The following is a 23,052-nucleotide window of genomic DNA, read 5'->3' as shown; positions in this document are numbered from 1 at the left end:
CTTGTTCGAGAACGCGAAATGATTCGTCAGTGTTGGTTCGGACCGTGATGTTGATCTTGGTCTTGGTCCGGGTCCCCGGCATCGGGGGCCGGTGTCGTGCTTTGGGCCCGTGGCGGTCTCGCGGCGAGCAGCATGAAACCGTGCGCGCCGACTTGCAGCTCGCCGCCGTCGAGTCGATGCACGGGGGCCTCGGGGTCCGTGCTGTCGGTCAGCACGTTCCATTCCAGAGGCGGGGCGGGCGGCACGAATTTAAGGTCCACGTGCGAGCCGTTGTGCATCAACAGCAGCACTTCGATCTTGCCTTCGAGATCGGAACCCGCGCGGCGCAACGTGAGCGCGCGCCCCTCGGGGTCCTGCCACGCATCGCTCGTCAGCGGTTCGCCGCGTTCGTCGAACCAGCTGACGTCTTTCACGCCGGGCACCACGTCTTCCTCGCCACGCAGAAAGCGCGTGTCGCGCAGTAGCGGATGTTGGCGCCGAAGTGCGATGAGCCGGGCGGTGAACGCCGTCAGCGCGCGGCCTTCCTTCGAATCGGCGGCCTGCCAGTCGAGCCACGATAGTTCGTTATCCTGACAATAGGCGTTGTTGTTGCCGCCCTGGCTGCGCCCGAACTCGTCGCCCGCGGCGAGCATCGGCGTGCCGAGCGACGTGAATACGCTCGCGAGCATCGAGCGTGCGATGCGCGCGCGCGTCGCTTTGATCGTCTCGTCGTCCGTCGCGCCCTCGGCACCCCAGTTCGCACTGCAATTCTCGTTGTGGCCGTCGGCATTGTTTTCGCCGTTCGCTTCGTTGTGCTTGTGCTCGTACGCGGTGACGTCGGCGAGCGTGAAGCCGTCATGCGACGCGAGATAGTTGACCGAGGCCCAAGGGCGCCTGAAACGGTGATTGAACAGTTCCGCCGAGCCGGCGATCCGGGCCGCGAGTTCGGCGCGTATGCCCGAATCGCCACGCCAGAAGCGCCGCGCGCAGTCGCGGAACTTGTCGTTCCATTCCGCGAAGCCCGGGGGATGATGGCCGACCTGATAGCCGCCGGGGCCAACGTCCCACGGCTCGGAGATGAGCTTGCGCTTCGACAGGACCGGGTCCTGGCGAATCACGTCGAAAAAGCCCGAGCCCGGGTCGAAGCCGTTGCCTTCGCGGCCGAGCGTCACGCCGAGATCGAAGCGGAAGCCGTCGACATGAAACGCGCTGACCCAGTAGCGCAGCGAATCCATCACCATCTGCAGCACGCGAGGGTGAGACAGATTGAGCGTGTTGCCGCAGCCCGTATCGTTGATGTAGTGGCGCTCGTCGCCGGGAATGAGCCGGTAGTAGCTCGCGTTGTCGAGTCCGCGCCACGAGACGGTCGGGCCCAGTTCGTTGCCTTCGCAGGTGTGGTTGTAGACGACGTCGAGAATGACTTCGATGCCGGCCGCGTGCAGTTGCCGCACGGCGATCCGCATTTCGTTCAAGCGCCGCGTCGAAAGATACGCCGCATGCGGCGCAAAGAAAGCGGCCGTGTTGTAGCCCCAGTAGTTCGTGAGGCTGCGTTCGAGCAGGAAGCGTTCGTCGAGAAATGCGTGGATCGGCAGCAACTCGACTGCCGTGATGCCGAGATCGCGCAGATGGTCGATGAAGCGCGGCGACGCCAGCGCCGCGAACGTGCCGCGCTCGTGCTGGCGCACGTCCGGGTTCAGCATCGATACGCCGCGCAGGTGCGCTTCATAGATGACCGTTTCGGACCACGGCACGTCGGGGCGGACGTCGCGCGACCAATCGAACGCTTCGTCGATCACGACGCATTTCGGCACGGCCAGCGCCGAATCGCGCTTGTCGAGCGACAAGTCGTGCTTGTTCGAGTGCACGCGGTAGCCGAACAGCGCATCGGCCCAGCGAAACGGCCCCGTTAGCTTCTTCGCGTACGGATCGATCAGCAGCTTGTTCGAATTGAAGCGATGGCCATACTGCGGCTGATAGGGGCCGTGCGCGCGAAAGCCGTATACGGTGCCCGGATGCGCGCCGGGCAGATAGCCGTGCCAGACTTCATCGGTGCACTCGGGCAGCGGCAGGCGAGCGAGTTCCTTGTGACCCGCGGGATCGAACAAGCAGAGGTCGATCTGATGCGCATTCGCCGAAAACACGGCGAAGTTCACGCCCAAACCGTCCCACATCGCACCGAGCGGATAGGGTGCGCCGGGCTCGAGCCGATCGGGTAACGAATTCGCCATGCCTCGTCCTTGTCCCTGTAATGATGTGATGGTCGTGATGCGTCCGGGCCGGCGATGCCGTTGCGTCGTTACCTAGTGATGTCGTCACGTGCGCGATCGATTACTCGGCGCGCAGCACGATCGTGGCGAGCGGCGGCAGCGTCAGCACGGCCGATTGCGGTTTGCCGTGAGCCGGCACGTCTTCGGTGACGACCCCGCCGCCGTTGCCGACGTTCGATCCGCCATAAACGAGGGCATCGGTGTTCAGCACCTCGCTCCACCAGCCGGAACGCTGCATGCCGATGCGGTAGCCGTGACGCGGCACGGGCGTCATGTTGCAGACGATCGCGACTTCCCGGCCCGCCCCGTCGCAGCGCCGATACGCGAACACGCTGTTGCCGCTGTCGTCGCCGACGAGCCACTCGAAGCCGCCCGGCTCGGAGTCGAGCGCATGCAGCGCGGGCTCCGCGGCATAGAGACGGTTCAGGTCGCGAATAAGCGTTTGGACGCCCTGGTGCATCGGATCGTCGATGAGATGCCAATGCGGCGAGGCGTCGTGGTTGAATTCGGCGTGTTGCGCGAGTTCGCCGCCCATGAAGAGCAGCTTCTTGCCGGGGTGCGTCCACATGAAGCCGAAGTACGCGCGCAGATTCGCGAACTGCTGCCAGCGATCGCCGGGCATCTTGCCGAGCAGCGAGCCCTTGCCGTGCACGACTTCGTCGTGCGAGAGCGGCAGCACGAAGCGCTCGGAGTAGGCGTAGACCATGCCGAACGTCATGTTGTGATGGTGGTAGCGGCGGTAGACCGGGTCTTCATGCATGTAGTGCAGCGTGTCGTGCATCCAGCCCATGTTCCACTTGAAGTTGAATCCTAGGCCGCCGTCCTCGAGCCGAGCCGTTACGCCGGGCCATGCCGTCGATTCCTCGGCGATCGTAATGGCGCCGGGTACACCGGGGGCGTAACCGACCTCATGGTTGACTCGCTTGAGGAATGCAATCGCTTCCAGGTTTTCCCTGCCGCCGTAAATGTTCGGCACCCATTGGCCTTCGGCGCGCGAGTAGTCGCGGTAGAGCATCGAAGCGACGGCATCGACTCGCAGCGCGTCGACGTGATAGCGCAGCAACCACGCAAGCGCCGATGCGACCAGGAACGCGCTGACCTCGTTGCGGCCGAGGTTGTAGATCATCGTGTTCCAGTCTTGGTGATATCCCTCGCGCGGATCCGCGTGTTCGTAAAGCGGCGTCCCGTCGAATTGGATGAGGCCGTGCGCGTCGTTCGGAAAGTGCGCGCTGACCCAATCGATAATCACGCCGAGCCCCGCCTCGTGCGCGCGGTTGACGAAATGCGCGAACCCTTGCGGTGCGCCGAAGCGCGCGGATGGGGCGAAAGGCGCGAGCGGCTGATATCCCCACGAGCCGCCGAACGGATGCTCGGCGATCGGCAAGAATTCGACGTGCGTGAAGCCCATGCCGAGCACGTAAGGAATCAGGCGATCGGCGAGTTCGTCCCAATCGAGTCCGCGGTGGCCGTCTTCCTCGATGCGGAGCCACGACTCGGCGTGCACCTCGTAGATGGAGATCGGCGCCTGGGCGCTTTGCAGCGCGGCGCGATTCGCGATCCAAGCGCCGTCCGTCCAAGGGAATTGTTCGATCGAAGTCCAATCGGCGACGACCGATCCCGTTGCCGGCGTCCGCTCGGTTTGCAAGGCGCAGGGATCGGCTTTGAGCGGCAGCGTGTGTCCCTCGCGCGTGACGATTTCGTACTTGTAGCGCGCGCCGGCTGCGAGCCGAGGGACGAACAGCTCCCAGACACCCGCCTCGTGGCGCAGGCGCATGGGATGACGGCGGCCGTCCCACGTGTTGAAGTCGCCGACGACGGACACGCGCCGCGCGTTCGGCGCCCAGACGGCGAAGCGCACGCCCGGGATGCCTTCGAACGTGCAGGGCCGCGCGCCGAGGCAATCGAGCACGGCATAGGGATCGGCGCGCGCGAGACGCGCGAGTGCGTCCTCGGACAGCACGGGGCCGAACGTATACGTGTCCTCGATCTCCTGCTCGACGCCGTGCCAATCGACGCAAAGCCGATAGGGCTCGTCGCGTTGCACGAGCCCCGCAAAGAGCCCGCTCGGATCGATCCGTGTCAGCTTGCCGATGCATTCGCCGCTCGAGCGCGCAACGACGGAGACGCCCGATGCGCCGGGCAGCATCGCGCGCACGGCATGGCCTGCCGTGGTGCGATGCAGGCCGAGCTGCGAGAACGGATCGGGATGCCGGCCGTCGACGAGTGCTTCGACGTCGACGGGGTGCATGCCGGTGGTCGGATCGCGGTCGGCGATTTCGCGGACGCGTGACGATTGATCGTTCATGGAACCCATCTGACAATTCTCACGTTTGCTCGGGCGAGGCGGCCTCGTCGTCGTCGCCCGTTTCGCCGAGGAGCCGCGCTGCGAGCGCGGCCAGGCCGCGCAGCGGCAGCCCGAGCCAGGTCGGCCGGTTCGCGGCTTCGTAGCGCACCTCGTAGGCTGCCTTTTCGACGAGGAACAGATCGAGCAGCACACCCTCGGCATCGGGCGAGACGAGCGGATGCGCGGCATGGCCGACGGCCTCGCGATAGCCATCGAGGAAGCTTTGCTGGCCTTCCTCGCGGAAGCGTTCGAAGAGCGCGCGCTTGCGGTCGGCGGTCAGCATCGGCGCGTTTTCCGAAAGGGGCTGCGCCGCCGCGCTCGCATACGAGAGCGAGCGCAACAGGCCCGCGACGTCGACGAGCGGGCTGCGCTTCATTCGGCGCTCGTCGAGCGGGCGGGCCGGCTCGCCCTCGAAGTCGATCAGGTAGACGTCGTTTTGCGCGATCAGGATTTGGCCCAAGTGGAAATCGCCGTGCACGCGGATGCGCAGCGCGTCGACCTGATGCGGCACATGATGCTCGAGCGCTTCGACGAGTTCGGCACGCCGATCGACGAGCGCCTGCGCTTGCGCGCGAGTCTCGTCGTCCATCGACGATCCTTCCTTCGCCGCCTCCGCCGCGAGCACGTCGAGCGCGTGCTCGAGCATCGAGCGAGCGCCTTCCACCCAGGCTCGCACGTCCGCGCGCGTGGCCTTTTCCGGTGCGAACGCAGGGTCGTCGCAGGGGGCCGCCAGCGCGGCGTGCAACTCGCCGAGGCGCCGTCCGATTGTCCTCGTGAGCGCGCGATAGCCCTCGAACATCTCCGGATCGGGTTCTTCCGTTTCCGGCGCGAGCGCGAGCTCGTCGATCACGCGGCGCAGATAGTCGAGCGCCCAATTCCACGCATCGCCTTGGTTTTCGATGAAGCCTTGCAGCAGGGCCAGCGTATGCGGCACGTTTTGCGGGTCGACGCGCACGACCTCGCCGTAAAGCGGTGCCGTGTTCGCATAGCCGATCTCGGTCAGATGCCGGCTCATTTCGGCTTCGGGATGGATGCCGCCGATCACGCGCCGCACGAGCTTGAGCACGGCGCGATCGCCGACGACGAGCGAGCTGTTGCTTTGCTCCGCCGCGATCCAGCGAATTTCGGGCGCCTCGCCGAGTGCGTCGAGTTCGCCGAACCTAGCCGTCGGAACGAAACGAATCTCGCTCTTCTGCACGGTGGGGATGACCGATTGCACGCGCAGATTCTGCAACACCGCATGCGCGAACAGCGGCAGCGAGAAGGCGTCGGTCAAGTGGCCGATGTTGCGTCCGCGTCTCACACGGGCGAGCGATAGCTGCATGAACAGCGGCACGGTCGTGTCGCTGCCCCAGCTGATCGCCAGCGGCAGCACATAGCGCTCGGTGTGGCGTCCGACGTCGGCTTCGATTTCGGTGAAGGCGAAGCCCGCGTCGGGGATCGTCGTCAGCGCGGCGAGCCGCACGGCGTGAAGCTTCTGGTCCTTCGACGCGAACCAGCGGCGGCGGCTGAGGTAGGAGGGCAGCACCTCCGATTCGAGCAGCCGCACGTTTTCGGGCGTCGGGCCCGTTTGCCCTGTGCGAAGCACGAGCGTGATGAATTCCGGCAACTGCTCCGAACTGGACTGCGACCAGGACGGGCGATCCTCGTTGTTGCAGAGCATGAACCAAAGGAAGCCGTAGGGCGGGAAGGTCAGCAGATACGTGAGCTGGCCGATCGCCGGAAACACCGAATCGGCTGTCATTTCGACGGGCACGCGGCCGGCGAATTCGGACAAGTCGAGTTCGACCGCTTGCGGCGCGCGCGACATATTCGCGACGCAGAGAATCGGAGCGTGGCCCTCCATTTCGCGTAGATAGGCCAGGATTTTGCGATTCGACGGACGCAGGAAGCGGATCGTGCCGCGGCCGAAGGCGAGCTTGGAGCGGCGCGTGGCGAGCATGCGCCGCGTCCAGTTGAGCAGCGAGTGCGGGTCGCGTGTCTGCGCCTCGACGTTGACGGCGTCGAAGCCATACAGCGTGCCCATGACGGGCGGCAACACGAGTTGCTCGGGATCCGCGCGCGAGAAGCCGCCGTTGCGGTCAGACGACCATTGCATCGGCGTGCGGACACCGTCGCGATCGCCGAGATGGATGTTGTCGCCCATGCCCAGTTCGTCGCCGTAGTAAATGACGGGCGTACCCGGCATCGACAGCAGCAGCGAATTGATGAGCTCGATCCGGCGCCGGTCGCGCTCCATCAGCGGCGCGAGCCGGCGGCGAATGCCGAGATTGAGGCGCGCCCGACGATCGCTCGCATAGGTGTTCCACAGATAGTCGCGCTCGGAGTCCGTCACCATCTCGAGCGTCAGCTCGTCGTGGTTGCGCAGGAAGATGGCCCACTGGCAGGTGGGCGGCAGCTCCGGCGTCTGCCGCATGATGTCGGTGATCGGAAAGCGGTCTTCGCTCGCGATCGCCATGTAGATGCGCGGCATCAGCGGGAAGTGAAAGGCCATATGGCATTCGTCTTCCTGCCCGAAGTATTCCTGCACGTCTTCCGGCCATTGATTCGCTTCGGCGAGCAGCATCCGGTTCGGATACTCGGCATCGATCGTGGCGCGGATGCGCTTCAGGATCGCGTGCGTTTCCGGCAGGTTCTCGTTGCTCGTGCCTTCGCGCTCGACGAGGTAGGGCACCGCATCGAGCCGGAGCCCGTCGATTCCCATGTCGAGCCAGAAGCGCATGACCTGCAGCACTTCGCGCATGACGGCCGGATTGTCGAAATTCAGATCGGGCTGATGCGAATAGAAGCGGTGCCAGTAATAGGCGCCGGCTACGGGATCGTGCGTCCAGTTCGAAGGCTCGGTATCGATGAAGATGATGCGCGTGCCCTCGTACCGCTTGTCCGTGTCGGACCACACGTAGTAGTTGCGGTGATTGGATCCGGGCTTCGCGCGGCGCGCGCGCTGAAACCACGGATGCTGATCCGACGTGTGATTGATGACAAGTTCGGTGACCACGCGCATGCCGCGCGCGTGCGCGCCTTGAATGAAGCGTCGCAGATCGGTGAGCGTGCCGTAATCGGGGTGCACGCTGCGGTAATCGGCGATGTCGTAGCCGTCGTCGCGTCGCGGCGACGGATAGAACGGCAGCAGCCAGATCGTGTTGACGCCGAGTTCCGCGATGTAGTCGAGCTTCGCGATGAGGCCCGGGAAATCGCCGACGCCGTCGTTGTTCGCGTCGAAGAACGACTTCACGTGCACCTGGTAGATGATCGCGTCTTTGTACCAAAGCGGATCGTCGGACAGGGGCGATTTGGCCGCGCGCCGCGACGTGCGCGAGCGCTGTCTCGTCTCGTCCTGCGTGGCGGCGGAGTCCAAAGGATGATCTTCACGCTTCATGGTGCGTCTCCGTGTCGCCGTGACCGCGGTTGCCGGCTTGTTCCGCTCGGCCGATGCGATCCAAGGAAGCCAGCGCGTGTTCCTCGCGCGGCAAACCTGCGGCGGGCGCAATGCGCCAGATGGCGAAGGGGCGTGTATCGGGTTCGATTCGTACGTGCTGGCGGCGGCCGCGCCACTCGAAGCGCTCTCCGGTAGCGAGATCGGCGACGGCCAGCGCGTCCCATTCCTGCATGTGCCAATGCTCGAACAGATGCCCGGGCAGTTCGAGGTCGGCCTCTTGCGGACCGAACGGATCGAGGCTGATCGCGACGAGGATCACGTTTTCGCGCGAGCGCGTCGCTTTTTCGAAGAAGAGGATCCGGTCGTTGTGGGCGGCCAGAAACGTCAGGCCGAGATGCGAGTGCAGCGCGGGATTGGCGCGGCGAACGCGGTTCAGCATCGTGACGACATCGACGATATTGCCGGGCCGATTCCAATCCCGCGCCCGAATCTGATACTTCTCCGAATCGAGGTATTCCTCGCTGCCGGGCAAGGCGGCGGACTCGCAAAGTTCGAAGCCGCTGTAGACGCCCCATAGGCCCGACAACGTCGCGGCCAGGGCCGCGCGGATCATGAAGCCGGGACGGCCCTGCGCCTGCAGGTGGCGAGGATTGATGTCCGGCGTATTCACGAAGAAATTCGGCCGGAAGTAGTCGCGCACGTTCGTTTGCGTGAGCTCGGTCAGATACTCCGTGAAGTCGCGCTTCGATTCGCGCCACGTGAAGTACGTGTAGGACTGCGAAAAGCCGAGCTTCGCGAGCCGGTACATGAGGCGCGGACGCGTGAACGCCTCCGACAGGAACATCACGTCGGGATCGCGCGACCGGATATCGGCGATCATCCACTCCCAGAACGGCAGCGGTTTCGTGTGCGGATTGTCGACGCGGAAGATCCGCACGCCGGCGTCGATCCAGAACGCGATGATGTCGCGCAGCGAAAGCCACAATGCCGGTTTTGCGTCATGCGCGTAGAACTCGGGGTTGACGATGTCCTGATACTTCTTCGGCGGATTCTCGGCATAGCGCAGCGTGCCGTCGGGACGCCAGGCGAACCAGGTCGCGTGCTCGGCGAGCCATGGATGATCGGGCGCGCACTGGATCGCGAAGTCGAGCGCGATCTCGAGCCCGTGCTCGTGCGCGGCGGCCAGCATGCGCTTGAAATCGTCGAGCGTGCCGAGTTCGGGATGCACGGCGGTGTGCCCGCCTGCTTCGCCGCCGATCGCATAGGGGCTGCCCACGTCGCCCGGTAGCGCCTTGAGCGTGTTGTTGCGGCCCTTGCGATTGATCTGGCCGATCGGGTGGATCGGCGGAAAGTAAAGAACGTCGAAGCCCATGTCGCGAATGCGCGGCAGTTGCGCGATCACGTCGTCGAACGTGCCGTGGCGCGCGGGATCGCCGCTCATCGAGCGCGGGAATATTTCGTACCAGCTCGCGAAGCGGGCCGCGGCCCGCTCGGCGTCGATGCGGTAGATCGTGGCCTCGCGTGCGAAGAACGGGCGGTGCCGGGACTTTGCGATGGCATCGGCCGTGTCGGGCGCGAGCACCGCTTCGAGCCGCGCGGCAGGGTTCGCGCTCGCGAAGCGCGTCGCGATACGCTTCAGTGTGGCGATGGCCGCGTGCTGCGCCTCATGCTCGCGATGTTCGTGATGGATCTGTTGCTGCGCGCCCGTTTCGTCGGCGGTTTCCGCTTCGGCCAGCACGCGCGCGAGCAGATGGCGCGCTTCCTCGAGTTCGAGTTCGACCGATTGATTGGCGTCGAGCTTCTTGCGGATGTGATCGACGAGCGAGGCGAAATCGTCGCGCCAAGCGACGACCGTGAACTCGTAGCGCCCCACGCGCGGGAACGTCACGCTCGCCTGCCAAAGATCGAGGCCAGCCGGCGCAGCCGGGTGCATCGGCGTCTCGTGCCAGGCCGTTTCGTCCGTGGCGCGCCAGATGACGGCCGCCGCGATCTTGTCGTGGCCCTCGCCGAAGATGGCGGCGCCGATGTCGACCGCTTCGCCGACGACGCGTTTGACGACGAACCGCCCGGCGTCGACGGTGGGCGTCACGCTCTCGATCGCGATGCGCGGCGCGGCAAGCGCTTCCGAGGCCGAGGCCACCGAGTTGCGTTTCGGCGCGCGCCGCACGGCGATGCTGGGGCACGGCTGCGCGCGAAAGACGCGCGCTTCGCCGGGCGCGAGGGCGAAGGCCGGCAGCGGCTCGGCGGGTTCCGAACAGGGGCTTGCCAGCGGCTTGAATGCCATGAAGTTGCCGGGTACGCCTTCGAGAAAGCGTGTCGGCTCGACGAACGCGGGCCGGCTCAGATCGGGATTGACGACGAGCAGCACGGCTTCGCGCGCATCGCGCAGATCGGCGCACTCGCCGCGCAAGACGGCCGCGACGTTCGATCCGGAAGCCGACAATTGACGCAGTTCGCCGACCGTCGACAGCAGCGGCGTTTGCTGCCGCAGCAGGTTGGCTTGCCGCACGGCATCGCCCAGATCGAAGCGCGCGGCGGCGCATGCTTCGCCGTATCGCTGCGCGCTGCCGGTCGTGTACGAGATCGGCTCGGCAACGCCGTATTCGAATCCCATCGGCACGAGCCAACCGGTGCCGAGCGAGGCACTCGTTGCGATCGCGCGGCGATAGGCGCGTTCGATCGCGGTTGCGTCGGACACATAAGCCAATTCGCTCGCCAGACGCGGCCCGTACGGCGCTTCGGGAAACGCGATCGGCGCGCCTACGCGTGCGAGCACCGCATGCTCTTCGGCCAGCCAGTCTTCGCGATAGTCCCACCAGCGCACCGACGAGAAGACGCTGTCGAACTGTGCGCGTTCGAGCCTTGCGAGGTCGTCGCGCGCGAGTCCCGGTGTCGCGGCGAGCATGCGCGCGTTTTTGCGGCGGGCGCGCACGGCTGCCCCCAATTCGAGCCAAATGTCGACGGGAACGTGATGCGGCGAATCGAACCTGAAGCCGTCGACCCCGGCCTCGATCAAAGCGGCGAGCCGCTCGCGCCACCAGGCGCCGAGCTGCGCGGCGGCATGCGGGTCGCCGAAGTTGGCGTAGGCCGCGTTGTCCTCGTAGCGCGCGTGTCGTGGATCGAGTCGAACGCGTGCGGGCTCGTACGGGTGAAACCATTGGGGGTGCGCGCGCAGCAGTTCGCCGTCGGCCGCGACGCGATCGAGCACGAGATCGACCAGAAGCGCGAGACCGGCGGCGTGGGCGTCGTCGGCGAGGCGATGCAGGCCTTCGTCGGCATGCCCGGACGTACCGAAGACCGGGTGCAGCCGGGCCGAATCGGCCACCAGTTGTGTGTGTCCCGCTTGCCCCGTGGCGAAGGGCGAGCCGATCAGCACATGATCGAAACCGAGCGCGGCGGCTCGCTCGAACTGTGCGGGCCAAGCTTCGAGCGGCCCGACGAGGGGAGGGTGAAGAAAATAAATCCGCGGCGCATACGCGTGACGAGGTTCCATCGGTCCGTTCCAGTTCGTCGGCGATGTGGATGCACGTTGGCCGTGCGATCGCATCGCGTTGTCAGGCGGCGCTCGATGATCCGCGCACCGGCGCGGGATCGCCCGAGAGGTGGCGGCATGAGCGCGCGACAGAGCCGAAAGCACGATGCATGCCGCGAAGACCCGAGCGGGGGCCGCGTCCGAGGAACGGAAGGCGTCGATCGCGTCAAGTATGCGCGCGTTGAGCGAAGCCGGCATACGCTTCGACGCTGCGGTCGATGCACCGAATGCGCGCGCGAAGACAGTGCACATCGACTAGTCTTGAAGACGGATTCGTCAGTTGTGCGCGGTGTAAATGTGACAGACGGCGACGCGTTTTTACATCGGCGCCGGCGTCGAGCGTTGAATCGTGGAATGCCGCCGCGCGGTTCGTCGTCTATCGGTCTAATCGGTCTATCGCGCGTATGAAGCGCGTGCTCGAAAAGGCCGCGAGACATGGAAAGGAGACGCTGTGCAAAAAATCACTCCGTTTCTCTGGTTCGACGATCAAGCGGAACAGGCCGCCGCGTTTTACACGTCTGTATTCGAACGCTCGAAGATCGTCGACGTCATGCATTACCCCGACGCGGGCGAAGGCGGAAAAGGCCGGGTGATGAGCGTGACGTTCGAACTCGACGGACAGACCTTCATTGCGCTGAACGGCGGCCCGAACCCGCAATTCGCCTTTTCGCCCGCCATGTCGCTCTTCATCCATTGCCGCTCGCAGGAGGAAGTCGACGCGCTGTGGCAGCGGCTCGGCGAAGGCGGCGAACGGCTTCAATGCGGGTGGCTGCGAGACAAGTTCGGCGTGACCTGGCAAGTGGTGCCGACGGTGCTCGGCGGCATGCTGCGCGACGAAGACCACGAGCGAGCGGCACGCGTCATGCGCGCGATGATGAGGATGTGCAAGCTCGACATCGCGCAGTTGCAGCGCGCATACGAGGGCGAGGGGGGCTGATCGGATCGATGCGATAGATGCGATTGATCCGATTGATCCGATCGATCTGCTTAATCGGTTCGGCTGCGGCGAGATCGTTTCCAGCTTGAATGTCTCCCCTATGCATCCACCTATGCCGATTGTCTAAATGCTGGGACGCGGCTATAGTCGCAGCCAATGGGCACGGCCCAAGGGTTATCACGGATAAGGACAGACCGCCACGGCTAGGGCGGCATCAAGACCGGAATCGGGGAATGAAGACCGTCGGCCCATGTCGGCGGTGTCTTGAACACGATGCTGGAGCCCACATGACAGATGCCCGAACCGGCCGGCCGCGCGAGGCGGAAGCGGCCGCGGCCCGCAGACAATTTCTGCTGGGCGCCGGTGCGTCGGCCGCAGCGCTCGCTTTTACCGCGGCGATCGGGCTGCCGCTTACCGCGTCGCGCGCGTTCGCGTTCGCACCGCCTGCCGGCGGCGGACTCGACGCTTTCACCGCGCTTTCGCAACAATTGACGGGCCGCCCGACGCTCGACGCGATGCTCGCCTCGCGCATTTACGACGGGCTATCCAAGGCCGACAGCGCGTTCGTCTCCAATGTCGCCGCGCTGAACAAGTGGCTGGCGACGCACGCCGGCGTACCGAGCGACACCGTGACGGCCGCGCTGGCAGCCGACGATCCTCGTTTGGCGAAAACGGTCGAGCGCGTTGTTCGCGCCTGGTATCTCGGGCTCGTCGGCGACATGCCCATGGTGCATGTGGTCGCCTACGAGCACGCTCTGATGTTCGACCCGGTGAACGACATTCTCACGATCCCCTCGTATTGCCGGGACGTGCCGTTCTACTGGGCGCAGAAACCGGCCGGCGTTTGACGCCGCCACCACGCGAAGGGAGCGGCACGCGCTTGCGGCTTGCTTCTGGGTCCCGCATGCGGAAGAACAGCAAAAGAACGAAATAGGGCGAAGCGCTTATGGCAAACAACCCTTCCGCCGACGTCGTGATCGTCGGTTCGGGCGTGGCAGGCGGTCTCGTCGCGCATCAACTCGCACTGGCCGGCGCATCGGTCATCATCCTCGAGGCCGGGCCGCGCCTGGCGCGCTGGCAGATCGTCGAAAATTTTCGCAACTCGCCCGCCAAATCGGATTTCGCGACGCCGTATCCGTCGATGCCGTACGCACCGCATCCGGAATACTCGCCGGCCAACGACTACCTGATCCAAAAGGGCGACTATCCGTACAACTCGCAGTACCTTCGCCTGGTGGGCGGGACGACCTGGCATTGGGCCGCGGCCGCTTGGCGCCTGCTGCCGTCGGACTTCAAGCTGAAAACCACGTACGGTGTCGGCCGCGATTGGCCGTTTCCCTATGAAGCGCTCGAGCCTTGGTATTACGCGGCCGAAGTCGAACTCGGCGTGTCCGGGCCCGACGTCTCGATCGACCTCGGTTCGCCGCGCTCGAAGCCGTATCCGATGTCGCAATTGCCGCTCTCCTACATGGACACGCGTTTTTCCGACGTGCTCAACGCCAACGGGTTCAAGGTCGTGCCCGAGCCCGTCGCGCGCAACAGCCGCCCGTACGACGAACGCCCGACCTGCTGCGGCAACAACAACTGCATGCCGATCTGCCCGATCGCGGCCATGTACAACGGGATCGTGCACGCGGAGAAAGCGGAAAAGGCGGGTGCGAAGCTGATCGATCAAGCCGTCGTCTACAAGATCGAAGCGGACGACAAAGGGCTTATCTCGGCCGTCCATTACAAGGACCCGACGGGCCGCACGACGCGCGTGAGCGGCAAGCTGTTCGTGCTCGCCGCCAACGGCATCGAGACGCCGAAGCTGATGTTGATGTCGACGTCGGACCAGTTTCCCCACGGCATCGGCAACAGCTCCGATCAGGTCGGCCGCAATTTGATGGACCACCCCGGCACCGGCGTGAGCTTCCTCGCGAATGAAGCGCTATGGCCGGGACGCGGCCCGATGGAGATGACTTCGGTCGTCAATTTTCGAGACGGATCCTTCCGTTCCGATTACGCCTCGAAGAAACTGCACTTGTCGAACGGCGTGGCGACGATGGCCGTGACGTCGGCACTGATCGAAAAAGGTGTGACCGGGGCCGAGCTGGACCGGCAGATTCGCGACCGGGCCGCGCGCACGCTGTCGATCAACAGCTTCCACGAGCATTTGCCCGAACCGCAGAACCGGATCTTGCCTTCGCAAGAGCACAAGGACGCGCTCGGCATCCCGCAGCCCGAGATCTACTACTCGATCAACGACTACGTCAAAAAGAGCGCCGCCAACACGCACGAACTCTACGCGCAGATCGCGAATCTATTCGGCGGCACCGAGGTAGCGTTCGACGACCACTTCGCTCCGAACAACCACATCATGGGCACGACGATCATGGGTGCCGATCCGCAGGATTCCGTCGTCGATGCGGATTGCCGGACGCACGACCATCAAAACTTGTTCCTCGCGACGAGCGGCGTGATGCCCACCGCCGCCGCGGTCAATTGCACACTGACGATCGCGGCGCTCGCGCTGCGGCTCGCCGACAAGCTCAAGCATGAGCTCTGATCGCGCGAGGACTCGATGAGACTTCCGATGACGAATCTGCGACTCCGTTCCGACGCGACCGATCTGCGCCACGGTTCGATCCATCGCACCGTGCGGCGTCATCCGCTGCGCATGAAGGGCTTTGCGGCGGCCTTTTCGATTTTCGCCTTGTATCTCGCTTGGCATGCGGCGCACGATCGCGAGGCCTCGCCTGCCGACGAATTGCCGGTCGCCGCCGCCCTGGCGCAAGGCGCGAGCGAAGTCGGGGCGGCCGGCGCATCGGCCGCGAGTACGCCGATGCTGGCGAGTGCGGCGTCGGTCCCGAACGGCGCCTCGCCTTCGGGGGCGGTGAGCGGTGCGGCCGCCGCGGGTACGGCGGGACCGTCGGGCGGCTCGGGTCAGGAGGCGGCCGCCGTGGCATCGACGGACGACGGCACGGCCGATCTCGTCAAGCGCGGCGAGTATCTCGCGCGCGCCGGCGATTGCATCGCCTGCCACACGGCGGACAAGAGCCGGCCCTTCGCCGGCGGTTTGCCGATCGGCACACCGTTCGGCACGCTCTATACGCCGAACATTACGCCCGATCCCGAGACCGGCATCGGCCGCTGGACCGACGCCGATTTTCTGCGCGCCATGCAGCAGGGCATCGGCAAGGGCGGCGAGCACTTGTATCCCGCGTTTCCGTATGCCGAATACACGCGGATCACCGAGCGCGACGTGCTGGCCATTCGTGCCTATCTGAACACGCTGGCGCCGATCCGCTATACGCCGCCGCGCAACGACCTGAGCTTCCCGTTCAATCAGCGCTGGCTGATGTTCTTCTGGAATCTGTTCAATTTCCATGAAGGCCGCTTCGTACCCGATCCGAAGCAAAGCCCGCAATGGAATCGCGGCGCCTATCTCGTCGAAGGTCTCGCGCACTGCGAGGAATGTCATACGCCGCGCAATTTCATGCAGGGGCTGAAGTCGAGCGATCGGTTCTCGGGCGCGGTGCAGGCGGGCTGGCGCGCGTTCAACATCACGCCGGACCGAGCGGGCGGCATCGGCAATTGGAGCGACGAAGACATCGTTCGCTACCTCGGCACGGGCGCCGTGCCGGGGCGGGCGAACGCGGCGGGGCCGATGGCCGACGTCGTGGCGGACAGCACGCAGTACCTGACGCCCGAGGATTTGCGTTCGATCGCCGCGTACTTGCACTCGGTGCGGCCTGTTGTGGGCGGGCAAACGCGTCCGCGCGATCAATGGGGCAGTCCCGCGGACGACGTGAAGCGCTTGCGCGGTACGCGTGTGACCAGCGTCGACGGGGCGCAGCTGTTCGTGGCCAATTGCGCGAGCTGCCACAACTGGACGGGACAGGGTATCGGCGCGTCCTCGCCGCTCGCGTATCCGTCGTTGATTCATAACAGCGTGGTGGGTGCGCCCGATTCGGACAACTTGGCCATGGTCATTCTGCACGGCGTGAATCGCCATACGAAAGAGGCGGATGTGATGATGCCGGCTTTCGGCAACGAATTGGACGACGATCAGATCGCGGCCATCGCGAACTACGTGACGAAGCACTTCGGCAATCCCAAGGCGACCGTGACGGCGGACGACGTCGGCAAGCTGCGTCAGCGTCAGCAATAATCAATCGTTAATAGCGCACTAACGGCCGCACTACGCGTCAAAAGACACCGAGGGGCGGGGACGGGCGGCCGTTGCAACGGCCGGCGGGATCCTCGCCGAACGAGGTGTTTCGGTGTATCCCTACGCGCTTCAAGCGCAGGCAAGAACACCGGCTTTAACGCCGGACTATGATGGCCGTATGAGCACAACGAACGAGGCCTATCCCATTGTCTGCCGACATGCGGCCAACGCCGCCGGTCGCGACTTCGTCGTCGGCGACCTGCACGGTTGCGTCGACGCGCTGCGCTATTTGCTGCGAGAGATCGTGTTCGATCCGGATTGCGACCGGCTCTTTTCGGTAGGCGATCTGATCGATCGCGGGAGCCAATCGGAAGAGGCGTTGGCGTTGATCGACAAGCCGTGGTTCTTTCCCGTGCTCGGCAATCACGAGGAAGCGCTTTGCCTCGTGGCTGAGGGCGCCATGCGGCGCAGCGTTTGGGACGGCCTTGGCGGTGATTGGGCGGAAGCGCTGCCCGACCGCGTGCTGCGCGCCTATGCGAGGCGCTTGCGGACGTTGCCCCTCGTGCGCGTCGTCGGTAGCGGGGCGCGACGCTTCAACGTGCTGCATGCGGAGTTTTTCGGCGATGATGGTGCGCTCGACGCCGGCGTCTACACTGAACGTACGCGCCAGCAATTGTTGTGGGGGCGCGAGCTTGCATTGGGCAGCGGGATCGTCGAGCGGCAAGCCGGGCTGTCGCCGACCTACTGCGGCCACACGCCGATGCGCGAAATCGGCCGCATCGGCGCGCAAATCTTCATCGACACGGGCGCATTCGCGATGACGGGCAAGCTGACCGTCACCGAAGCGTTGACGTCGCGCGCGTGGTCGGTCTCGGTCGAGCGGGCGGTAGCCGAAGGGGCTCGGCAGATGTCGCTGCCATGAGCTTATGGGTCCCTCAGCCCCTCAGCCGCCAAGCCCCTAAGCCCAAGCCCCTAAGCCCAAGCCCCCTAAGCACAATGTGTCGCGTGGGCCAGTCACGCAGGCGCTGCGTTATCCGATCTGATTCAATTCGAACACGCTGTCGATCACCGTGCCGTTCCAGTTGTATTCCAAGTACGCGGCATGGTGACAGTCGCGCAGCAACGTCGTCTTGAATGCCGCGAGGCACTCGCCCGACGGGTCGCGCACCGACGGGTAGACGATGCCGGCCGCGCCCGCTTCGCGCAGACGCCGCCCGAGTGCCTGACCGGCGGAATAGTCGACCGGAGAGAGCACGGCTGCGTCGAGCGCCGGATCGTTGCGCAAATCGATGGCTTCGCCGCGTGCGAGCACCGTGTAAAGGCGCATCTGCTGACGCAGCGGCGGCTCCTTCGTCGCCGCGAGAAACAGGGCCGAGTGGAAGCGCGTTTCCGCCACGGCCGTTTTCACTTCCCGCGCGCAATAGAAGATGCCGTATCGGCCATCCGAAAAACGGCTGCCGAGCGGATTCAGATGCGTGAACGCGGCCATGATCGGCCCGTAGCCGGGACCGAAGCAGCGTTCCTCGGGCGGTACGAGATCGAGTTCGCCGACTTCGGTGCGCAAGCGGTCGTTCGTCATCGCTTCGAGCGCATAGAGCGCCTCGAAATCCTCGGGCGAGGCGACGCGATCGAACAGATTGACCGCGGGAAATCGTGTCGGGATGACGCGATAGGCCGGGGACCAATCGATGCGGGCTGGGCGCGCGGGGGAGTACCGGTCTTCGGCCGTCGTCACGCCCATCCGCCCCGCATCGCGTCGAGATATTGGCGCACGGCGATCAGATCGCTGACATTGCCGGCGAGCATCCGGTCGAGCGCGCTGGCCCCGCCGAACGGCGGAGCGCTGTTCGGCCGCTTGATCCATCCATCGGCGGCAGTGGGCTCGGGCAAGAGAATCTGCAAGGCCTTATAGATACCGAGCAGCAACGATAGGCGCTCGAGCGTATCGCGCGAAAGCCGCGCCGAATTGGGCGCGGCTTTCCACTTGAAGAACGTCGAGCGTCCGGGCGAGCCCAGCAGAACGATTTGCTCGTCGATGGCGAGCCCCCAGTCTCGGGCGATATTGAAAAACGCGCGCAAGCCGGCCGCGGACATCGCCGCGATCGACGGTGCGGCCGCGAGCGCGTGTTCGCGCGCGTGGGCTTCGGCAGGGGACAAGCGGTGAACGGCGGGCGACATGTGATCGATCTCTATTTGAACCACAGTCCGATCTTAGTCCATTTGTGGATTATTGCAAGCCGAGCGTGTCGAGGGGGCGACAGGCTTCGTCAGACGGACGGCGGCCGTTATATCGAGATGGGTATGATCCCGCTTCTCACCGTTGATGCGCCGAGGGAGAAGAACTTGAAATCGATAAAAACCAATCCGAGTCGCGGGGATGTATATGACTGCATTTTGGGTAACTACGACCCTGTTGATCCCGGTCAACCGGATGGCCCTTTCAAGAAGAATAACTACGATTACCGCATACCTAATGAGATGCGGAAGCGGCGCCCGGTGGTGATATTGGGGGAGCGTAACAAGCAGTTCCTGGTAGTCCCGATAAGCAAATTACAAGATAGACACAAGAAGCCTCACCGGACGGGTGAAGCGATGAGGCTCCATGTCAGGTTAAGTGGCGGTGAAGTGCCTGCCACCGGTGCCTATCGGGGCGACATCCCGATATGGGCGAAGACGGACTTGGTTCAGTCCGTGGACGAAGAGCGCCTTCGGGAATTTCGACTGCCGGACGGAAGCTATGCTCATGGCAAAGTTTCTCCCGAAAAGCTTCGGGCCATCCAAGAAGGGGTAATGCGGCACATAGGATTGACGCCTTGGGTTGAAGAAAAAAATGCGCTTCAGTGCCAAAGCGAAGTTGAGCGTGCGATTGGCGTTGAAGCAGAGCCTCTCGTCGAAAAATAATCGACGTCCGCTTGACTCGAGAGGTATTGTCGTGAACAATGTTTCTGTTCGCCGAAAGGCACGCCTGAAAGGGCACTGCTGTATGACCCGCCGAAAGGCACGAAGGCCCGCATATGCGGGCCTTTTTGTTGTGCGCCCAGCATGGGCGCAGTCTTGTGGGTGCAAGTCCCACCATGAGTTGACCACAGCGAATGAAGCGAAACGCAACTGCGAGAGGGCGACCGATCGTGGGAAGGAAGCGTGGAGCGAAGCCGCGAGCCGATGAACAAGAACCAGATAGAAGGCGAAGCCGATCAGGGCGAGCAGGCAATGAACTGAGAAGCTCTCGTGGTCAAGTATCAGGCGGCGTAAATCTGGCGGTTGTGCGGTGAAGGACTGCGTTCTTACCTGGGGAGATCTCGCCTTGTGCCTGAAAGGGCGACGGCATGAAGCTGGAGCGAGAAGTCAGCAGAGCGGACTACCTGAAGACGCACTGGCCCCTGATTCGGGAGGCGCTACTGGATGGTAGTTACCGGCCCGCGCCGGTACGGCGCGTCCAGATCCCGAAACCCGGTGGCGGGACGCGTGAACTGGGGATTCCAACGGTTACGGATCGACTGATCCAGCAAGTCCTGCTGCAAGTCTTGCAGCCCATCATTGATCCAACATTCTCCGAACACAGCTACGGCTTCCGACCGGGGAGGCGTGCGCGCGACGCGGTGCTGATGGCACAACGGCATGTGCAGGACGGCTACCGGATGGTGGTTGATGTGGATCTGGAGAAGTTCTTCGATCGAGTCAATCACGACATCCTGATGGAAAGGCTATCGAGGCGGATCGACGACAAAGCCGTGCTCCGGTTGATTCGGCGCTACCTTGTGGCCGGAATCATGGATGGCGGAGTGGTCATGGCGCGTCACGAAGGTACGCCGCAAGGCGGACCGTTGTCACCGCTGTTGGCCAATGTGCTGCTGGACGAGGTGGATCGGGCACTGGAGAAGCGCGGCCACCGCTTCGTGCGTTACGCCGACGATTGCAACGTATATGTGCGCAGCCGTCGTGCAGGCGAACGAGTGCTGGACGGTCTGCGCAAGCTCTACGCCCGCCTTCACCTGCGGGTCAACGAGGCCAAGACGGCGGTTGCTCAGGCGACCGGGCGCAAGTTTCTGGGCTACGCGCTGTGGCTCAGTAAAGGCGCCTGGATCAAATGTGCGGTGTCGAGGAAGGCGCTCGCGACCTTCAAGCGACGCATTCGGGAAATGACTTACCGCTCGGGTGGGCGAAGCCTGCCGGAGGTAGCGGAACGACTGAAAGCGTATGTTCCGGGCTGGAAGGCATACTTCCACCTTGCGCAGACGCCGCGGGTGTTTCGTGATCTAGACGAGTGGAGCCGGGTGGTGTGGGAGGAGGGGATCGGTCAGGCTCTGACCGCCCCTATCCCGATTGTCCGCCAGGCGACCTACAACATCGGTTTACTCTTCCGTTTGCGCACGCAAGGCCAGGCTCGCTGCACCCGCATCCGGCCTGTAGTAGATTGACGTCGCGCCACCCGGGCGCTTGCATACCCTTCTATCGACGAGGATTCGATTCGATGACGACGATACGCAGAATCGAAGCGCGCGACGAGGCGCGCTGGCGCGAGTTGTGGGACGGCTATACCCGCTTTTACGAACGTGAGCCTTCGGAACCGGTCACGCGCCACGCCTGGTCGCGCATTCTCGACGAGCGTTCCCCCGTGCATGCGATCGTCGCCGAGCGAGACGGCGAAGTCATCGGTATCGCGAACTACGTCATTCACGAGAGCACCTCGCTGCTCACGCCCGTCTGCTATTTGCAGGACCTGTTCGTCGATCCGCTCGTGCGCGCGGGAGGCGTCGGGCGCCAACTGATCGACTGGCTGCTCGAAGAGGCGCGGCAGCAAGGCTGGGCACGCGTGTACTGGACCACGAAGGAAAACAACTACCGGGCGCGGGGCCTCTACGACAGCTACGCGCCGCGCAGCGAATTCGTTCACTACCGCATCGATACGCCGCGCTGAGGCTCGGGCCGCTCCGTTGCATCGCATCGCGTCATGTCGCGTCATATCGCGCCGCCGAGCAGTCTAGGCGCTAGGTCCATGGCTGCTTTTTCCGCTACCCCCGCGCCAGCGACTTCGCGAGCGTGCGCAGCGCGTCGGCCGAGCGCGGCTCGCGCACGCGCGAGTACATGACGACATGCGATTCGGGCAACGGCGGCAACCCGAACTTTTCGCCGACGTCGACCACGCCTGACGGCGCCACGCGCCGGGCGAGCGCCGAAACAGCGAGCCCGGCCGAAAGGGCCGCCCCGACCGCGGCGATCCCGCCGCCCACGAAGGCCTCTTCCCATTCGATCGACGCCCGCTCGAGCGCACGAAGCGCGGCGGTCCGCACGCCGCAAGGCCCCGATAGCACGGCGAGCGGCAGCGGGGCGTCGGCCGGCGGGGCCCAGTCCGACGCGGCAAGCCAGACAAGCGGCTCGACGAACAACGCCTCGCCGTCCGACATGCCGCCGGTCTGAGCCATGCGCGCCGCGACTTCGTCGGGCTCGTGCCGCACGATGACGGCGTCGAGCCGCCGCTCGTCGTACTGAGCGACGAGCGGGGCGGACGAGCCCAAATGCATTTCGATGACGAGGCTTGGATCGTGCCGATGCAGGCTAGCCACGAGCGGTGCGAGATTGGGCCCGGCCACATGCTCGCTGAGTCCGATTTTGATGCGCCGGCGTTCGGTGCCGAGCGCGCCCAATGCGCGATCGTGCGCTTGCAGCAGCTCGCGCGCCGCATCGAGAAACGCGCCGCCGGCCGGCGACAGTCGCACCGAGCGCGGCGTCCGTTCGAACAGCGGCTTACCGAGGTGTGCTTCGAGCCGCTTCACCTTCAGGCTGACGGCGGACTGGGTCGTTCCGAGCAGATCGGCCGCGCGCGTGAAACTGCGCAAATCGGCGACATGGACGAACGCGCGTACGGCATCGAGATCGAGTACTTTCATTTCAGATGTAAATGATAGAAATGGCTTTTGATTTCTGTTCATTATGGATGATGCGACGTATTCTGCCTACATCCGATCACGGTGATGACTAACCACAAAGGAGAAACACCATGCCGCTCGCTCGTATTTCGCTCCCCGCCGGCCGTTCGGCCGAGTACAAGCAAGGGTTGGCCGACGGCGTGCTGCGCGCGCTCGTCGACACGTTCAACGTGCCGAAGGACGACCAGTTCACGGTCTTCACCGAGCATGCGCCCGAGGACCTGATCTATAACCGGAGCTACCTCGGCATCGAGCGCGGCGACGGCTTCGTGATGATTCAGTTGACGGTCAGCAACACGCGGCCGCTCGAAAAGAAGCAGGCGCTTTATCGCCGCATCGTCGAGTTGCTGGCGGACAACCCTGGCGTACGGAAGGAAGACGTATTCATCAACCTGGTGGAGGTGCTGCCCGAGAACTGGTCGTTCGGCAACGGCGAAGCGCAATACGTTCCGCGTTGAACTCGCTGTGTCGCGGGTGTCGCTCCCGCGGCGATAGCGCGCGTGCCTACGTTTTGTCGAGCGCCACGGCCGCTGG

Annotated in this window: 16 protein-coding genes; 9 read left to right on the top strand and 7 right to left on the bottom strand. The window is 64.5% G+C overall.

The features are described 5' to 3' along the window. Positions 1-26: 26 nt before the first annotated feature. From glgX to DWV00_RS30365, 4 genes are all read right to left on the bottom strand, one after another. Positions 27-2,207: a glycogen debranching protein GlgX gene (glgX, locus tag DWV00_RS30380; RefSeq protein WP_115537317.1), complete on the bottom strand. Its 2,181-nt coding sequence runs from the start codon at positions 2,205-2,207 to the stop codon at positions 27-29. Between the two features lie 100 nt (positions 2,208-2,307). Then, the gene (gene glgB, locus DWV00_RS30375) at positions 2,308-4,494 is read right to left on the bottom strand and encodes a 1,4-alpha-glucan branching protein GlgB (RefSeq protein ID WP_425452869.1); all 2,187 of its coding nucleotides are present in this window, start codon (positions 4,492-4,494) and stop codon (positions 2,308-2,310) included. Positions 4,495-4,570: 76 nt separating this feature from the next. Next, the gene (gene treS / locus DWV00_RS30370; protein ID WP_115537316.1) at positions 4,571-7,969 is read right to left on the bottom strand and encodes a maltose alpha-D-glucosyltransferase; all 3,399 of its coding nucleotides are present in this window, start codon (positions 7,967-7,969) and stop codon (positions 4,571-4,573) included. Next, positions 7,959-11,462, bottom strand: coding sequence for a maltotransferase domain-containing protein (locus tag DWV00_RS30365; RefSeq protein ID WP_115537372.1), 3,504 nt, complete (start codon positions 11,460-11,462; stop codon positions 7,959-7,961). The genes treS and DWV00_RS30365 overlap by 11 nt, the downstream gene beginning before the upstream one ends. Before the next feature lie 490 nt (positions 11,463-11,952). Here DWV00_RS30365 and DWV00_RS30360 point away from each other — a divergent pair, with 490 nt between their 5' ends. The 5 genes from DWV00_RS30360 to DWV00_RS30340 all read left to right on the top strand — a co-directional run bounded on the left by DWV00_RS30360 (position 11,953) and on the right by DWV00_RS30340 (position 17,513). Continuing rightward, the gene (locus DWV00_RS30360; RefSeq protein ID WP_115537315.1) at positions 11,953-12,438 is read left to right on the top strand and encodes a VOC family protein; all 486 of its coding nucleotides are present in this window, start codon (positions 11,953-11,955) and stop codon (positions 12,436-12,438) included. Positions 12,439-12,725: 287 nt separating this feature from the next. Beyond that, entirely contained in the window at positions 12,726-13,286 is a 561-nt protein-coding gene (locus DWV00_RS30355) for a sugar dehydrogenase complex small subunit (protein WP_115537314.1), read from the top strand. 98 nt (positions 13,287-13,384) lie between these two features. Then, positions 13,385-14,986 carry a GMC family oxidoreductase gene (locus tag DWV00_RS30350; protein WP_115537313.1) on the top strand — a complete coding sequence of 534 codons (1,602 nt, stop codon included), beginning with the start codon at positions 13,385-13,387 and terminating at the stop codon, positions 14,984-14,986. Between the two features lie 27 nt (positions 14,987-15,013). Next, positions 15,014-16,591, top strand: a complete 1,578-nt coding sequence (locus DWV00_RS30345) for a c-type cytochrome (RefSeq protein ID WP_425452863.1) — start codon at positions 15,014-15,016, stop codon at positions 16,589-16,591. A 178-nt stretch (positions 16,592-16,769) separates the two neighbouring features. Continuing rightward, complete coding sequence (locus DWV00_RS30340) at positions 16,770-17,513, top strand: metallophosphoesterase (protein ID WP_115537312.1); 744 nt, start codon at positions 16,770-16,772, stop codon at positions 17,511-17,513. Between the two features lie 108 nt (positions 17,514-17,621). On the opposite strand, the gene DWV00_RS30335 is transcribed toward DWV00_RS30340, so the two are convergent. Together DWV00_RS30335 and DWV00_RS30330 are read right to left on the bottom strand one after the other, a co-directional pair. Then, positions 17,622-18,332: an RES family NAD+ phosphorylase gene (locus tag DWV00_RS30335; RefSeq protein ID WP_115537311.1), complete on the bottom strand. Its 711-nt coding sequence runs from the start codon at positions 18,330-18,332 to the stop codon at positions 17,622-17,624. After that, a complete protein-coding gene (locus DWV00_RS30330) occupies positions 18,323-18,685 on the bottom strand; it encodes an MbcA/ParS/Xre antitoxin family protein (protein ID WP_245965102.1) in 363 nt (120 codons plus the stop codon). The genes DWV00_RS30335 and DWV00_RS30330 overlap by 10 nt, the downstream gene beginning before the upstream one ends. Before the next feature lie 207 nt (positions 18,686-18,892). Here DWV00_RS30330 and DWV00_RS30325 point away from each other — a divergent pair, with 207 nt between their 5' ends. From DWV00_RS30325 to DWV00_RS30310, 3 genes are all read left to right on the top strand, one after another. Next, positions 18,893-19,492, top strand: a complete 600-nt coding sequence (locus tag DWV00_RS30325) for a type II toxin-antitoxin system PemK/MazF family toxin (RefSeq protein ID WP_181885642.1) — start codon at positions 18,893-18,895, stop codon at positions 19,490-19,492. Positions 19,493-19,917: 425 nt separating this feature from the next. Beyond that, entirely contained in the window at positions 19,918-21,009 is a 1,092-nt protein-coding gene (gene ltrA / locus DWV00_RS30315; protein ID WP_181885641.1) for a group II intron reverse transcriptase/maturase, read from the top strand. Positions 21,010-21,062: 53 nt separating this feature from the next. Further along, positions 21,063-21,509 carry a GNAT family N-acetyltransferase gene (locus DWV00_RS30310; RefSeq protein ID WP_115537308.1) on the top strand — a complete coding sequence of 149 codons (447 nt, stop codon included), beginning with the start codon at positions 21,063-21,065 and terminating at the stop codon, positions 21,507-21,509. Between the two features lie 94 nt (positions 21,510-21,603). On the opposite strand, the gene DWV00_RS30305 is transcribed toward DWV00_RS30310, so the two are convergent. Further along, positions 21,604-22,479, bottom strand: a complete 876-nt coding sequence (locus DWV00_RS30305; protein ID WP_115537307.1) for a LysR family transcriptional regulator — start codon at positions 22,477-22,479, stop codon at positions 21,604-21,606. A 110-nt stretch (positions 22,480-22,589) separates the two neighbouring features. Between DWV00_RS30305 and DWV00_RS30300 the strand changes: the two genes are divergently transcribed. Then, positions 22,590-22,976, top strand: a complete 387-nt coding sequence (locus DWV00_RS30300; protein ID WP_115537306.1) for a tautomerase family protein — start codon at positions 22,590-22,592, stop codon at positions 22,974-22,976. The last annotated feature ends 76 nt before the right edge of the window (positions 22,977-23,052 follow it).

This window comes from Trinickia dinghuensis, from assembly GCF_003367175.1.
GTDB lineage: Bacteria > Pseudomonadota > Gammaproteobacteria > Burkholderiales > Burkholderiaceae > Trinickia > Trinickia dinghuensis.
The sequence above is the reverse complement of the archived record's forward strand: the minus strand, read 5'-3'. Positions and strand labels throughout refer to the sequence as shown.

Bases quoted from the DNA above. Each gene is read 5' to 3' on its own strand.
- glgX (WP_115537317.1), bottom strand. From the start codon at position 2,207: ATGGCGAATTCGTTACCCGATCGGCTCGAGCCCGGCGCACCCTATCCG.
- glgB (WP_425452869.1), bottom strand. From the start codon at position 4,494: ATGCACCCCGTCGACGTCGAAGCACTCGTCGACGGCCGGCATCCCGAT.
- treS (WP_115537316.1), bottom strand. From the start codon at position 7,969: ATGAAGCGTGAAGATCATCCTTTGGACTCCGCCGCCACGCAGGACGAG.
- DWV00_RS30365 (WP_115537372.1), bottom strand. From the start codon at position 11,462: ATGGAACCTCGTCACGCGTATGCGCCGCGGATTTATTTTCTTCACCCT.
- DWV00_RS30355 (WP_115537314.1), top strand. From the start codon at position 12,726: ATGACAGATGCCCGAACCGGCCGGCCGCGCGAGGCGGAAGCGGCCGCG.
- DWV00_RS30350 (WP_115537313.1), top strand. From the start codon at position 13,385: ATGGCAAACAACCCTTCCGCCGACGTCGTGATCGTCGGTTCGGGCGTG.
- DWV00_RS30345 (WP_425452863.1), top strand. From the start codon at position 15,014: ATGACGAATCTGCGACTCCGTTCCGACGCGACCGATCTGCGCCACGGT.
- DWV00_RS30340 (WP_115537312.1), top strand. From the start codon at position 16,770: ATGAGCACAACGAACGAGGCCTATCCCATTGTCTGCCGACATGCGGCC.
- DWV00_RS30335 (WP_115537311.1), bottom strand. From the start codon at position 18,332: ATGGGCGTGACGACGGCCGAAGACCGGTACTCCCCCGCGCGCCCAGCC.
- DWV00_RS30330 (WP_245965102.1), bottom strand. From the start codon at position 18,685: ATGTCCGCGGCCGGCTTGCGCGCGTTTTTCAATATCGCCCGAGACTGG.
- DWV00_RS30325 (WP_181885642.1), top strand. From the start codon at position 18,893: ATGATCCCGCTTCTCACCGTTGATGCGCCGAGGGAGAAGAACTTGAAA.
- ltrA (WP_181885641.1), top strand. From the start codon at position 19,918: ATGAAGCTGGAGCGAGAAGTCAGCAGAGCGGACTACCTGAAGACGCAC.
- DWV00_RS30310 (WP_115537308.1), top strand. From the start codon at position 21,063: ATGACGACGATACGCAGAATCGAAGCGCGCGACGAGGCGCGCTGGCGC.
- DWV00_RS30305 (WP_115537307.1), bottom strand. From the start codon at position 22,479: ATGAAAGTACTCGATCTCGATGCCGTACGCGCGTTCGTCCATGTCGCC.
- DWV00_RS30300 (WP_115537306.1), top strand. From the start codon at position 22,590: ATGCCGCTCGCTCGTATTTCGCTCCCCGCCGGCCGTTCGGCCGAGTAC.